This window comes from Roseicyclus mahoneyensis, assembly GCF_003148775.1.
Classification (GTDB): domain Bacteria; phylum Pseudomonadota; class Alphaproteobacteria; order Rhodobacterales; family Rhodobacteraceae; genus Roseicyclus; species Roseicyclus mahoneyensis.
Genome location: NZ_QGGW01000001.1, coordinates 1 through 13,737 on the forward strand (window position 1 = coordinate 1; position 13,737 = coordinate 13,737).

Sequence of the window (13,737 nt, forward strand, 5' to 3'; positions counted from 1 at the left end):
ACAACCACCAGCGGCCCCATGCCGCCCATGGCGGACAGCCGCCCGCCGTGGTCTACTTCAACGCAACCCAAACCGATCAGCAGGTCCAGGCAGTAGCTTAAATCACCCTCGGAATCTGTCCAAGAGTTGGGGAGTAGCTCAATCTCACCTTGCACCCCTGCTCATCGACACCCGATAACTATACGGGCCAGTCTGCTCGACCAGCACGGATTCACCTGCCTTAGCGCCGGTCCGCTCGAAAAACTCGCGGATCCAGCCGCGCTTGCGGAAGAACCGCTTTGCGCCGTCCAGATCGGTCATGACGATGGCGTCACCGCCCCAATCGACGGCAATCTCGCGCAGGGCGGCGGAGGCACGGTTCGATCCGCCGATCGCGTCGGCCGGGAACTTTTCGAAGAAGCTTCTGAGGTAGATGTGGTTGTGGTCGATATTGCCCTGCGTGATTTCGACCATTCCGAGGTAGCGCGAGACATGCTGTGGCGGTGCATGTGTTGAAGGCATCGGTGCCGCGCCAACTTCGCGCACCGCTATCGCCATGTCTTCGCTATCGTCGATCACGTCGAAATCCTCGGCATCCGAATTCGGATTCCCATTCGCCTGCACCAACCCCTGAGCTGCTCCAGGCTGAACACCCTCGGCCCGCAAGACCACCTCTGCCGCGGCACGGGCATCTTCGCCGGCGTCATGATGCTCGAACGTAAGACCAAGGTGCTTCTTGAGACGTGCGAGGCCATGGCCGCCGTTGCCCCGCAGTTCGGGCCAGGCGGCGCGGGCGACGTGAACGCTGTCGCGCCAAGCCCACTGGGGGACCGGCATGCTGCAATGCCCACAAGCAGCAGCTATTGCACTGCGGTCAAAGCCCGAGTGCTGATAGACGATCCCGCCGCGCAGCGCTTCCTGCAGAACAGGCAAAATCTTGGCAAAAGTCGGAGCGCCTTGGACCGTGCGTCGAGAAAAGTGGACTATGTCGGAGGATGTGACAGTTGGTCTCGCAGACCATGAAAAACCAGTTCCCGCAGGCCGTTCACTCCTTCAGCGAAGTTTTCACGGCTGTGGCAGACGGGCTGGCCATCGCTGCAGGTGACGCGAGGCCGATACGGCCCGTTTGACTTAGACGGCGGGGTGTCCGTCGAGAGCTTGCTCCAGGCACTTCGGCCGATGGCAAACGGGGATCGGCCCAAAGCGGACGTTGGATTGCACCAATTGCCGCATCGCAGCACTCTCTGGAGCTGACATCCCGCAAGTTGGCAGCATCTAATCCGACATGGGGCCAGGAGAGTGGAAATGACTGCCGTTCATTGAAGGTGATGCTTGACTTAAATCGAGAAAAGGAAATGCGAAAAATTCGTGTATCCAGGATCGCGCAAAGGCGCATGCGGACGTTTCCCGATTTTCAGGTCGTCTCAATAGTCTGCGTCAGTGCGGAGCCATCAGATCGGTCGTTCATGCACATTCCTGATATTGCTCCCGGTTTGAGCCGCACATAGTTCAATCCAATGTATCGTGCATGTTCCGTGTTATCCGCTCAACCAGATTGCTTCCATTCGAGGCAAATGCGGATTCAGGCGTCAGACATTTTCACAAGTGCAAGCGCGACCTGATCTGCAAAGCGAGACGTGGCGACGGACAAGACGCGCCCGCGCATCTGCCCCAAAAGCAGGTTTCCCGGCGGCATGTCCCGATCCGAGATCGGCCGGAATACCATGTCCGTATCCAACTCACTCGAAAGGCCGATGGGGATCTGAAAGCCGACCGCGCGTTCCTGCCTCACGTAGTAGCGGATCAACTCGAAGGATTCCGTTTCGACCACGGGTGTCACGGACCGGCCGACCCGTTTGGCCGCCATATCGAGAAGGCCGCGCACACCATACTTTTGCGCGGGCGCTATATGGGGATGATCGAGGCAATCGCGCAGTCGCAACTCGGACCGGCCAGCCAGCGGATGATCCCGTGCAAAGAGGGCGCAAACCGGTTGCGGGATGGCGTGCAGCACCTCGAAATCCACCAGGACGCGGGGCTCGAAGACCAGCGCCAGATCACTGCGGAAGCTGACGAGCTCCGCTTCGGCCTGTTCGCGGTCACGCACGTTGACGGCAAAGGTTACGCCGGGATGCACGTTGCGGTAGGCCGCGATCTGCTCCGGCAGGAAGAACGGCAAGAGCGCCTGTGAGCAGGCGATGGTGACATGACCGCGACGCACCCCTGCCAGGTCCGCGACCTGGCTCTTCACCCGCGCGAGGTCAGAGCGTTGCGCGCGGTAGTGTTGCAACACCAGCTCTCCGGCCGGGTTCAGGCGTACGCCGCGCGGTAGGCGCTCAAATATCTGCGATCCGAACTCATGCTCGAACCGGCCCAGACGGCGGTTCAGCGCCGAAGCGGTGATGTTGGAATCCTCCGCCGCCTTTCGGATCGATCCGGCGCGTGCGATCGCCTCGATCAGGCGGAATGTCTCGAGGTGTTGCACCTGCTCGGCCTCCAGGCGGTGCATTCAATGCACCGTATCGGTGAAATCATAGCATTTTTCGAACTGTCCTGATTCTGCCAGTCTTCCAAGCAGAAACTTTTGCCAAACCACAAAGGGCTGCCGCCGATGAACACGAACCGCAGGCACTTCCTGAAACTGACCGCCGCGATGGGCGGTGCCGCCATGACACCTTTTGCCTGGGCCAAGCGCGCAGACGCGCAAGGGCTGGAAACGATGGTCGTCGCCTCGGGCCAGACCATCAACAGCCTCGACCTGCATCGCACCGGGACGAACCGCGCCAGCTATCAGGTCGCCATCAACTGCTACGACCGGCTTGTGGGCTTCGGCTCGCGACAATTGCCGACCGGCGAAATGTCGTATGATTACGACACGATTGTGCCGGAACTGGCTGAAAGCTGGACCATATCCGACGATGGTCTCACCCTGACCTTCACTCTCAAGGCGGATGCCACCTTTACCGATGGCAGCTCCGTCACGGCAGAGGATGTGAAATGGTCATTCGATCGCGCCGTCACCGTCGGCGGGTTCCCGACGACGCAGATGCAGGCGGGCGGCTTCTTTCGGCCCGACCAGTTCGAAGCGGTGGACGCGCGCACCTTTGTGGTGCGGCTCGACTATCCGTCCAAGCTGTCGCTGCCAAATCTGGCCGTGCCGGTGCCCTTCATCATCAATTCCACCGTCGCTCTCGCAAATGCGACCGAGGCCGACCCTTGGGCGATGGAATACCTGCACACCACCACCGCCGGATCGGGCGCCTACAGCGTGACGCGCTGGGATCAGGGCCAGCAGCTTGTCTATGAGCGCAACGATGCCTGGGTCGGCGGGCCCATGCCCGAGATCCGGCGCGTCATCATGCGCGAGGTGCCCCACAATTCCACCCGCCGCGCGCTCATAGAACGGGGCGATGTGCAGGTGTCCTTCGACATTCCCGACCGCGACGCCGCGGAACTGGTCGGCACCGTCGATGTCTTTTCGACCCCGATCGAGAACTGCATCCACTGCGCCTGCCTCAACACCCGGTTCGAACCCTTTCAGGACCCCGAGGTGCGAAAGGCGATTGCCCATGCCATCCCCTACGAGGCGATCTTTCAGACCGCCGCCTACGGGCGCGGCGCGCCGATGTGGGGCGGGCCGGCCGAGATCACCGATACCGCATGGCCGCGCCCCTTTCCCTATGTGACCGACATGGACAGGGCGCGCGCGCATCTGGAGGCATCGAGCTTTGCCAGCGGCTTCCCGGTGCAGATGTCGATCAGCCTTGATCTGGCAAGCTGGATGGAGCCTGCGGCCCTTCTGATCCAGGAAAGCCTCGGGCAGCTCGGCATCACCACGACCGTCGAACGCATTCCCGGCGCCAACTGGCGCACAGTCGCCCTGGTCGAGAAATCGCTTGATTTCCACCTTGAGAACTTCGGCGGCTGGCTGAACACACCCGATTACTACTTCTTCTGGGCCTACCAGCGCGACCGGCTGTTCAACTCCTCCAACTACGACAACGAGGAGGTGCATGAGCTGACCGAACGCACGCTGCACATGCCGATGGATGATCCCGAATGGGCGCCGCTGGTGCAGCGCATGTTCCAGATCGTGATCGAGGATCTGCCGCGCATCCCGCTTTATCAGCCGGCCTTGAACGTGGCGGTCAACGGGGCCGCGGGCTACGAGTTCTGGTTTCACCGCCAGCTCGACCCGCGCCGCATGACGGGCGTCTGAACCATGGTCGGGCGCGCGCGCGCGATCGGGATAAGGCTGGCCCAGACGGTGCCGGTGCTTATCGGGGTTGTCGTGATCAGCTTCATCCTGACCCGCGCGCTGCCCGGCGATCCGGCGGTCTATTTTGCGGGGGCCATGGCGGACGAGGCGTCGATCCAGCAGGTGCGCGAGGCGCTTGGCCTGGACAAGCCGCTGATGACGCAATTCGTGCTTTATGTCGGCGATCTGGCGCGGGGCGATCTCGGCCGGTCTCTCAGCACGGGGCAACCGGTGCTGACAGATCTTGCCATGCGGTTGCCCGCCTCGCTGGAACTCACGCTGTCGGCGCTGATCTTGTCTTGCCTCATCGCCATTCCGCTGGGTGTCCTGGCGGCGGTGCGGCAGGGGTCGTGGATCGACCACCTGTGCCGGGTTCTGGTGACGGCGGGCGTGTCGCTGCCCACCTTCTTCACCGGCATCTTGCTGGTCTACGTGTTCTACTATCTGCTGGGCTTGGCGCCCGCGCCGCTGGGCCGTCTGGATTTTCTCTATTTCGAGCCGCCGCGCGTCACCGGGTTCTATCTGATCGACAGCCTGCTAGCGGGAGATCTGGAAACTTTTGCTGCCGCCTTGCGCCAATTGGCGCTGCCCACCATCACGCTGGCGCTCTTCACGCTGGCCCCCATCGCCCGAATGACGCGGGCGGCGATGCTGCAGGCCTTGTCATCGGACTATATTCGCACCGCCCGTGCGGCGGGTCTGTCGCGGGGCAAGGTCGTGTTCGGCTACGGTTTCCGAAATGCGCTGTTGCCGGTCGTCACCACTCTGGGGATGGTGTTTTCCTTCGTGCTGGGCGCCAACGTGCTGGTGGAAAAGGTCTTTGCCTGGCCCGGCATCGGATCATACGCGGTCGAGGCGCTGGTCGCGTCCGATTATGCCGCGGTGCAGGGTTTCGTGCTGGCCATGGCCATCTTGTTCGTCACGCTCAACCTCATCATCGACCTCAGCTACGCGCTGATCGATCCGCGCATCGGGTTCGATACAAAATGACCGACGCAACCGGCATCCCCACCCGCAAGCCCGATGGCGCAGGGGCGCATCTGATCCATGTGCTGCGCGAAAACCCAGTGACGCTCCTGTCCTTCGGGATGTTCGCCTTTTTCCTGCTGCAGGCCTTTTTCGGCGCATACCTCGTGCCGCATGATCCCTTGGCCACCAATGCCGCGAACGCCCTGCAACCCCCCAACTGGACCCACTGGTTCGGCACGGACAACCTTGGCCGCGACGTGTTTTCGCGGGTGGTCGTGGCGACGCGGCTCGACCTGACGATCTCGGTTCTGGCCGTCGCCATATCCTTCGTGATCGGGTCGGTTCTGGGGGCTGTCGCGGGCTATTGGGGTGGCTGGATCGACGCGGTGCTCAACCGGGTGCTCGACACGATCATGGCCTTTCCTCTCTTCGTGCTGGCGATGGGCATCGTGGCCGCGCTTGGCAACACGGTCGAAAACATCATCTACGCCACGGCGCTGATCAACATTCCCTTCTACGCGCGCCTTGTTCGCGCCGAGGTGAACATCCGCCGCGAAGCCGGTTTCGCACTCGCCGCGCGGCTGTCGGGCAATTCGCATTTCCGCACGCTGGCCTTCCATATCTTTCCCAACGCCCTGCCGCCGATGATGGTGCAGGTCTCGCTCAATATGGGCTGGGCGATCCTGAACGCGGCGGGGCTGTCCTTCATCGGGCTGGGCGTGCGCCCGCCGACGCCGGAATGGGGGATCATGGTCGCGGAAGGCGCCAATTTCATAATCTCCGGCCATTGGTGGGTCGCGCTGTTTCCGGGGCTGTGGCTGATGCTGGCGGTCTTCACCTTCAACCTGATGGGCGATGGTCTGCGCGACATCGTCGATCCGCGCCGGAGAACCTGAACCATGCTCAGCATTTCCGATTTCGCGGTCTCCTTCCGCACAAGGCGCGGCGAGGTGCAGGCCGTGCGCGGCATCTCCTTCGATGTGGCACAGGGCGAGACGCTGGGCATCGTCGGCGAAAGCGGGTCGGGGAAATCCGTCACCTCCTACGCGCTGATGCGTATCCTGGACGCAGGCGGCACGATCAAGGCAGGCAGCGCGGTCTTCGACGGGCGCGACCTCGCGCAGGCGGCCGAGCGCGACATGCAGGCCATCCGGGGCCGCGAGATCAGCATGATCTTCCAGAACCCGCGCGCCGCGCTGAACCCGATCTGCAAAGTCGGCCACCAGCTGGAGGACGTGCTGAAACGCCACGGCCGCGCGACGCGCGCCGACGCCCGCGCCAAGGCCATCGCGGCGCTGGAGGCCGTGCGCATCCGCGACGCCGCAGCGCGCTACGACGCCTATCCCTTCGAATTGTCCGGCGGCATGTGCCAGCGGGTGGTCTTCGCCATCGCGCTTGCCTGCGGCCCGCGTCTCCTGATCGCGGACGAGCCGACCACGGGTCTCGACATCACGACGCAAAAGGCGGTGATGGATCTCGTGCGCGACCTGACGCGCGAACGCGGCATGTCGTCGATCCTGATCACCCATGACCTCGGGCTGGCCGCCGAATACTGCGACCGTCTGGCCGTGATGAAGGACGGCCGGATCGTCGAAACCGGCCCCGCTGCCGCCCTTTTCGCCGATCCGCAAGATCCCTATACCCGCAAGCTGGTCGATGCCACACCGCGCCCTGGCGCGTCCTTGCGCGACCTGCTGCCCATCGAGGCGCGCACACCCTTGGCCGATCACGCACCGGGCGACCGCGCGCTGGTGCAGGTGCGCGATCTGGTCAAGACCTATCCGGGCAAATCCGGGCCGGTCCACGCGGTCAAGGGCATCTCATTTACTATCCGCGAAGGACAATCCGTCGGGCTGGTGGGCGAGAGCGGCTGTGGAAAATCCACGACCTCGTCGATGCTGGTGCGCCTGCTCGACCGGACATCGGGCGATATCCTGTTCGACGGGTTCGACATCGCGGATATTCCCGCCGACCGTTTCGTCCGTGACAAGCGGCGCAGCCAGATCCAGATGGTGTTCCAGGACGCCACCGACAGCCTCAACCCCCGCCATTCCGCCCGCCAGACCATCGCCGACCCGATCTTGCGGATGAGCGCCTTGCGTGGGGCGGCATTGCAAACCCGGATCGAGGAGCTAGCGACGCTATGCGGCCTCCCCCTTCCCTTGCTGGACCGTTTCCCGCACCAGCTTTCGGGTGGGCAGAAGGCGCGGGTGGGCATCGCAAGGGCGATCGCGCTTGATCCGAAATTTCTGATCCTTGACGAGCCGACGGCAGCGCTGGATGTCTCCATCCAGGCGGTGGTCCTGAACCTGCTCGCGGATCTGCGCGCGCGGCTGGGCATGACCTATCTGTTCGTCAGTCACGACCTGAACGTGGTGCGCCTGCTGTGCGACCACGTCATCGTCATGCAGGGCGGCGAGATCGTCGAGCAGGGGCCGACCGCGCAGGTGATGGACACCCCAAGCCATCCCTATACCCGGACCTTGCTTGCCGCGGCACCCAAACCCCCGACCACCAAGACCAACGAGACCGACACCGCTGCGAAATCCGCTGCCGAATAAGAGACCAAGCCCATGACCACGCCGCTCTCCGACCTGCCCTTCACCCTTGCCGCCCTGCGCGAAGCCTATGCCGCAGGCGTGACGCCCGCGGACGTCATGGAAGAGGTTCTTGCCCGCCTAGAGGCCGTGCGCGATCCGGCGATCTTCATTCACCTCGCCAGCGCGCAAGACCTCGCCGCCGCGGCCGCCGTGCTCGGTTCCTTCGATCCCGACCGCCCGCTTTGGGGCATCCCCTTCGCGGTGAAGGACAATATCGACGTGGCTGGCATGCCCACGACCGCCGCCTGCCCGGATTTTTCCTATCATGCGGACCGCGATGCCTTCGTCGTCGCCCGGTTGCGCGCTGCGGGCGCCGTTCCCATCGGCAAGACCAACCTCGACCAGTTCGCCACAGGGCTTGTCGGCGTGCGCTCGCCCTACGGTGTGCCACGCAACGCGCTCGACGCGGAGATCGTGCCGGGCGGTTCGTCATCGGGGTCGGCGGTTGTCGTGGCACACGGGATCGTGCCCTTCGCGCTCGGAACGGACACCGCGGGCTCGGGCCGCGTGCCCGCCGCGCTGAACGGGATCGTGGGGATGAAGCCCAGCCTCGGCGCCCTGTCGGCCAGCGGCGTCGTGCCCGCCTGCCGGACGCTCGATACGATCTCGATCTTCGCCTTGACCGTCGCCGACGCGTATGACGTGTTCCGGGCGGCTTCGGCTTTCGATCCCGCCGACGCCTATTCCCGTCCCCTGCCATCCGCCGCGATGCCGACCCCGGCACCCGCGCCGCGCATCACCGCTCCGGATGCGTCAAGCTTGGTCTTCTTCGGTGACGACGTGCAGGCGGCGGATTTCGAGGCGACGCTGACGACGCTGGCCGAGGGCGGTGCGCGGGTCGACCGGGTCGATTTCACGCCGTTCTACGACGTAGCGCGGATGCTCTATGACGGCGCATGGATCGCCGAGCGCTATGCCGCGATCGAAGACATGATGCGCAACCGACCCGACGCCGTCCATCCCGTCACTCGGGCCATCATCGCCAAGGCCGAGACCCAGAGCGCGGTCGACGCGTTCAACGGTTTCTACCGTTTGGCGGAGTTGCGCCGCGCCTGCGCCCCGATCCTCGACGCTGCCGACATGCTGTGTGTGCCGACGATCCCGACCTTCGCGACCTGCGCCGAGCTTGAGGCCGATCCGGTCACACCCAATTCCAACCTTGGAACCTATACCAATTTCGTCAACCTGCTGGACCTTTGCGCAGTGGCCGTGCCGACCGGAGCCCGCAGCGACGGTCGGCCCGGAGGCGTGACGCTTATAGCGCACGCAGGCCAAGATGGTGCGATTGCGGCGCAAGGTCAGCGTCTGACGGAGGTACGCCGACCCATGCTTGGTGCTACAGGAGTCCAGACTCCCGATCTCCCGAACCCGGAGCCTGCCCCGCTTTCCGGGGGCGACATGGCTCTTGTTGTCTGCGGCGCCCATATGTCGGGCTTGCCGCTCAACCATGAATTGACGTCGCGCGGAGGACGGTTTCTGAAGGCCACACGGACGGCTCCCTGCTACGCGCTTTATGCCCTGCCAGGCGGACCTCCGGCCCGTCCCGGCCTTTTCCGTTGTGAAAATGAACTCGGCAGCTCCATCGCGGTAGAGGTTTGGACGATCCCGAAGGACGCCGTGGGCGATTTCATCGCTGGTATTCCTGCGCCGCTGGTCATCGGCACCGTCGAGCTTGAGGATGGATCGAAGGTGAAGGGCTTCCTTTGCGAAGCAAGCGGCAAGCGTCATGCTGAAGACATCAGCACCCTCGGCAGTTGGCGACGTTTTCTGGCACGCGATACAAACGTGATCGCGTGAACCTGTCTTGTGCATGCTTCGGCAGCCGAATGCAGCTTCGGCATCAGGCGGGCCATCGACCGTGAGAATCGGCTCCTCGCGCCATGTGGCAACCCGCCAGTTGGCACTCTCGGCGCAACGATCAAATGGCCGTTACGTCTGGATGTCGCCGCAGCCTTGCCGCAATGCCGCAAGTCCACTTTCCGCCCGGTGCGAGGACAACGCGCCCCGAGTTATGATATTCTGCCACCGTCGGCATGACCGAAGAAGGGTGGGCACGGTGGACAGGAGGTGGTTCTATGTCCATCGATCTTCTTCCCGTCCTACGCCCTGTCCGAGTTCCTTGGAACAAGGGCCGCATCATCGGCCAGAAGCGCCCGCTTATGCCGAGGCATGTCTGGTCAATCCGCGTCCGCCTCGAAATGGCAGGCAACGCGCGGGACCTCGCGCTGTTCAATATGGCCGTCGACAGCAAACTGCGCGGTTGCGATCTCGTCAGCCTGAGGGTGCGCGATGTCTTTGCAGCCGGGCGCGTCAAGGAGCGGACCTCGATGATCCAGAGCAAGACCGGCAAGCCGGTCCGGTTCGAGATCACCGAGACCACCCGGTTGTCGCTCGATCGATGGATATCCGACCCCGAAATGATTGGCCTCGAGTTTCTATGGCCCAGCCGGATCCACGGCAGCCTCCACCTGTCGACGCGGCAGTATGCGCGGATCGTCCGAGGTTGGGTGACGTCGCTCGGGTTGGAGCCGAGCGCCTACGGCACGCATTCCATGCGACGGACCAAGGTCGCGCAGATCTACAAGAAGATCGGCAACCTGCGGGCGGTCCAGCTGTTGTTGGGACATACGAAGATGGACAGTACGGTGCGCTACCTTGGTGTCGATATCGAGGACGCCTTGTCACTCTCGGAGGGGATCGACCTCTGAGGCAAACGCGGCCGGTGCGAGCTGGCCGCGTTTGTAGCCTAGGGCGACATCGCGCTTGACGCAGCGGTGCGCGTAGCTTATAGCTACACCATGAAGCAGATCAGCTACACGAAGGCCGCGATCCGGGCCCTGCGCCGGATGCCCGCCAACACCGCCACGCTGATCCGATCAAAGATCGAGGCCTATGCCCGGAACCCGGTCTCACAGAGCAACAACGTGAAATCCCTAAAGGGGCGAGAGGGGATCCGACTGCAGGTTGGGGACTGGCGCGTGATCATGGATGACCAAGGCAATGTCCTGGCGGTTCTCGATATTGGCCCATGTGGTGGCGTCTATGACTGAAAGGTACTGACATGAACGAGATGGTGACGATCCCGCGCGAGGAATACGATCGCCTGCGGGCCGCGGCCGAGGATCTGGCCGATCTGCAGAGCTATGACCGAGCAATGGCTGCCTTGGCGGCAGGGGCGGAGGAACTGATCCCTGCTGTTTACGCAAACCGGTTGCTCGATGGGGAAAGCCCGTTGCGCGTCTACAGGGACCTGCGCGGCCTGACCCAAGCCACACTGGCCGAAAGGGCCGGGGTCAACCGCGTCACTGTCGCCGAGATCGAGACCGGCCGGAAACAGGGTTCGGTAGCAACATTGCGTGCGCTCGCGGGAGCCCTCGACGTCACGCTGGACGACCTCATGGCGTAGTAGGCCCTTAGCCGCCACTCGGCCCGTTTCGCAGAGACGGACGAAACGGCCACTACGTCATGTCACGGCGCAGCATGTGCCGGATATCCACATAGCGGCAGAACGGTAGACGCAGCGGCGCTTAGCACATGGCTATTGCCTCCGACCAGCCTGATCCGGTGACTGGACTACGGGCGTATATTCGACTTTTCGGCAGGGAATTGTTTCAGCAGCCATCCCTCCTGAACCGCGCTTTCGATGGCTTCGTGGAACTCCGCGCGAACCTGACGAATCGCAGCGGTCATGGGCAAGCCATGTTCGGCGAGAAGCAAGGCAGCAACTGTACCACTGCGGCCTGCGCCATAGGAGCAGGTAATGGAAATCGCGGCACCGGTTTCGATCTGGCCATGCAGGAAAGCGGATAGCACGCGCCAATGACGCAAAAAGTGGTCATCCGGGGGGTGATAGTCCCGGATCGGCGCATGCAAGAGTCGCACCGAACCCTGTCGGGTCCTGTGCCGCAGCTGCGCGATGGCCTGCGGGGGGAGATCGGTCTGTTCGCACAAGCCAACCAGAACGCTCACGCCCAGATCGCTGAGATCGGCGAGCGTCGTGGCGCTGGCCTCGGGGTCGATCCATGCGTCCCCCGCAGGCGTGATGCGCAGACCCGGCCAAGCGGACAGCACCAGCCGTCCGTTCCCGATCGGCAGGACGCAGCGGATATCAGTCCAGACTGGATCAGCTTCGTTGTTCACGGCCCCTCAGGCGTTGGGATATTGTTGCACCCACCCGACCGGAGTATATCTGGGCGGGCAAAGATGAAAGCGCAGGGTTCCGGGGACTGAGCTTGACTGATCCCGTCCCATATCGCACGCCGATGTCGCGGCTGGATGACATCGCTCAGGCGTTGCGACTGCGGATCTGTCTGATGGACGCGGCAAATACCCACATCCTCTATGAAAACAGCCTCGCCGAGGAATTTGGCGTCAGCCGCACGCCGGTTCGCCAAGTCCTTCAGCGGCTGGCCTACGAGCATCAGGTCGAGACGCGGACAGGGATCGGGACGGTGGTGCCGCCGCTCGATCCCGATGGCGCGGCGCAGGATTTCCTGACGCTGGCGGGCACGCTGGAACTTGCCGCGCAGACGGCCGCCGCACCGTTCGACGCCGTGGCGTGCGACTTGCTGGCGCAACTGGAAACGCTCGTCGCCCCGGTCGCGCCCGCACAGCCGATGGAGGCTGCGGCGATCTTTGCGCTTAATTCATGGCTCATTGCCTTTGCCCGGCGGCTCAACCCCGAACCGATCATGGCCGATGCCGCCGCCAGCTTGCACTGGCGCGCGCTGCGCCGCCTGCTTCAGCAAGACGGGGCGCGTCACAAGATCGCACAGGGCGGCATCCTCGATGGTTTGTGCCGTACCCTGCTGGTGCAGACCGATGCCCGTGCCGCGCTGCAAATGATGGCCCTTGCGATGCGCGACCTCGGCAAGCTGTCCTTGTCCGGCAATTGAGGCAACCGCTGTCATTGGGTTGTCGTCTCAGGGTGCTAGCCACCTGTATACAGGTAGATCGCCTGCACCTGAGATGGAGAAGTCCCATGAACCGCCGTTTCCTGCTATCGACCAGCGCCGCCGCGCTGACGCTTGCCCTGTCCCTGCCTGCCGCAGCGGATTGGCGCCAGACCCGCGAAAGCCTGACCATCGGCATTCCGCCGATCGAGAATGCCGAGGAAGGCCAGCGCCGCTACGGCCCCTTCGCAGAATACCTAAGCGAGACGCTGGGCGTGCCGGTCACCTTGCGGATGGCCAGCGCCTACAGCGGCATCATCCAGGCGATGGAGGCGGGCGAAGCCGACATGTCTATGTTCGGCGCCGCCGCCTATGCCTCGGCCTATGACGTTCTGGCTGGCGATCTCGAGCCGCTGGGCCATGCAGTGTCAGCCACTGGCGACCGCGGCTATTACGCTGTGGTCATCGTTGCGGCCGACAGCACGGCACAATCGCTCGAGGATCTGGCCGGTCAGACGCTGGCCTTTGCCGATCCCAATTCGGCCTCGGGCTATCTGGTCCCCAACTTCTACTTGGGCCAGATGGGCCTGGGCGAAGGGCATTTCTCGGAAACCGGTTTTTCGGGCAGCCATGACAACGGCATTCTGGCCGTCGTGCGCGGCACCTATGACGCCGCCGCGACCTGGCACTATACCGAGGACAATGGTGCCGTTCAGCGCATGACTGAACGCGGGGAGATCCCTGCCGACGCCGTGCGGGTGATCTGGGAAAGCCCGCTGATCCCTTCCGACGCATGGTCGGTCCGCGCCTCCATGCCCGAGGATCTGAAGGCTGATCTGCTGGAGGCGCTGACAAGCTTCCACGAGGCCGATCCCGAGCGTTTCGACATCGTCAGCTCTGGCGGGTCCTGGACGCAGATCGTGCCCGTGGGTCACGAGGCGTTCCTCGACAGCATCGCCATGCGCGAGGCCATGCTGGCCCAACGCAACTGATCACCGCCTGAGACAGGGAAAGGCCCCGCTGATGCAGCGGGGCCTTT

Annotated in this window: 13 protein-coding genes; 10 read left to right on the top strand and 3 right to left on the bottom strand. The window is 63.6% G+C overall.

Annotation, left to right across the window (positions count from 1 at the left end; genetic code table 11):
• Window positions 1–144 precede the first annotated feature (144 nt).
• Together C7455_RS00005 and C7455_RS00010 are read right to left on the bottom strand one after the other, a co-directional pair.
• Window positions 145–966 carry an exonuclease domain-containing protein gene (locus C7455_RS00005; RefSeq protein WP_109663811.1) on the bottom strand — a complete coding sequence of 274 codons (822 nt, stop codon included), beginning with the start codon at window positions 964–966 and terminating at the stop codon, window positions 145–147.
• A 595-nt stretch (window positions 967–1,561) separates the two neighbouring features.
• On the bottom strand, window positions 1,562–2,488 hold the full coding sequence (locus tag C7455_RS00010) for a LysR family transcriptional regulator (protein ID WP_245904166.1): 927 nt from the start codon (window positions 2,486–2,488) through the stop codon (window positions 1,562–1,564).
• A 102-nt stretch (window positions 2,489–2,590) separates the two neighbouring features.
• Between C7455_RS00010 and C7455_RS00015 the strand changes: the two genes are divergently transcribed.
• The 8 genes from C7455_RS00015 to C7455_RS00050 all read left to right on the top strand — a co-directional run bounded on the left by C7455_RS00015 (window position 2,591) and on the right by C7455_RS00050 (window position 11,212).
• On the top strand, window positions 2,591–4,198 hold the full coding sequence (locus tag C7455_RS00015; RefSeq protein ID WP_109663812.1) for an ABC transporter substrate-binding protein: 1,608 nt from the start codon (window positions 2,591–2,593) through the stop codon (window positions 4,196–4,198).
• 3 nt (window positions 4,199–4,201) lie between these two features.
• Window positions 4,202–5,227: an ABC transporter permease gene (locus C7455_RS00020; RefSeq protein ID WP_109663813.1), complete on the top strand. Its 1,026-nt coding sequence runs from the start codon at window positions 4,202–4,204 to the stop codon at window positions 5,225–5,227.
• Entirely contained in the window at window positions 5,224–6,102 is an 879-nt protein-coding gene (locus C7455_RS00025) for an ABC transporter permease (RefSeq protein WP_109663816.1), read from the top strand. The genes C7455_RS00020 and C7455_RS00025 overlap by 4 nt, the downstream gene beginning before the upstream one ends.
• A gap of 3 nt (window positions 6,103–6,105) precedes the next feature.
• A complete protein-coding gene (locus tag C7455_RS00030; protein ID WP_109663819.1) occupies window positions 6,106–7,767 on the top strand; it encodes a dipeptide ABC transporter ATP-binding protein in 1,662 nt (553 codons plus the stop codon).
• Between the two features lie 12 nt (window positions 7,768–7,779).
• Window positions 7,780–9,603, top strand: a complete 1,824-nt coding sequence (gene atzF, locus C7455_RS00035) for an allophanate hydrolase (RefSeq protein ID WP_109663822.1) — start codon at window positions 7,780–7,782, stop codon at window positions 9,601–9,603.
• A gap of 278 nt (window positions 9,604–9,881) precedes the next feature.
• Complete coding sequence (locus C7455_RS00040) at window positions 9,882–10,514, top strand: tyrosine-type recombinase/integrase (RefSeq protein WP_109663825.1); 633 nt, start codon at window positions 9,882–9,884, stop codon at window positions 10,512–10,514.
• A gap of 66 nt (window positions 10,515–10,580) precedes the next feature.
• Entirely contained in the window at window positions 10,581–10,856 is a 276-nt protein-coding gene (locus C7455_RS00045; RefSeq protein ID WP_245904167.1) for a type II toxin-antitoxin system RelE family toxin, read from the top strand.
• Between the two features lie 11 nt (window positions 10,857–10,867).
• Window positions 10,868–11,212 carry a helix-turn-helix transcriptional regulator gene (locus C7455_RS00050; RefSeq protein ID WP_109663831.1) on the top strand — a complete coding sequence of 115 codons (345 nt, stop codon included), beginning with the start codon at window positions 10,868–10,870 and terminating at the stop codon, window positions 11,210–11,212.
• Between the two features lie 167 nt (window positions 11,213–11,379).
• On the opposite strand, the gene C7455_RS00055 is transcribed toward C7455_RS00050, so the two are convergent.
• Window positions 11,380–11,946, bottom strand: coding sequence for a phosphatase domain-containing protein (locus C7455_RS00055; protein WP_109663834.1), 567 nt, complete (start codon window positions 11,944–11,946; stop codon window positions 11,380–11,382).
• 122 nt (window positions 11,947–12,068) lie between these two features.
• On the opposite strand from C7455_RS00055, the gene C7455_RS00060 reads away from it, so the two are divergent.
• On the top strand, window positions 12,069–12,701 hold the full coding sequence (locus C7455_RS00060; RefSeq protein ID WP_109663837.1) for a GntR family transcriptional regulator: 633 nt from the start codon (window positions 12,069–12,071) through the stop codon (window positions 12,699–12,701).
• Between the two features lie 86 nt (window positions 12,702–12,787).
• Window positions 12,788–13,690, top strand: a complete 903-nt coding sequence (gene phnD / locus C7455_RS00065) for a phosphate/phosphite/phosphonate ABC transporter substrate-binding protein (protein WP_170118956.1) — start codon at window positions 12,788–12,790, stop codon at window positions 13,688–13,690.
• Window positions 13,691–13,737 lie beyond the last annotated feature (47 nt).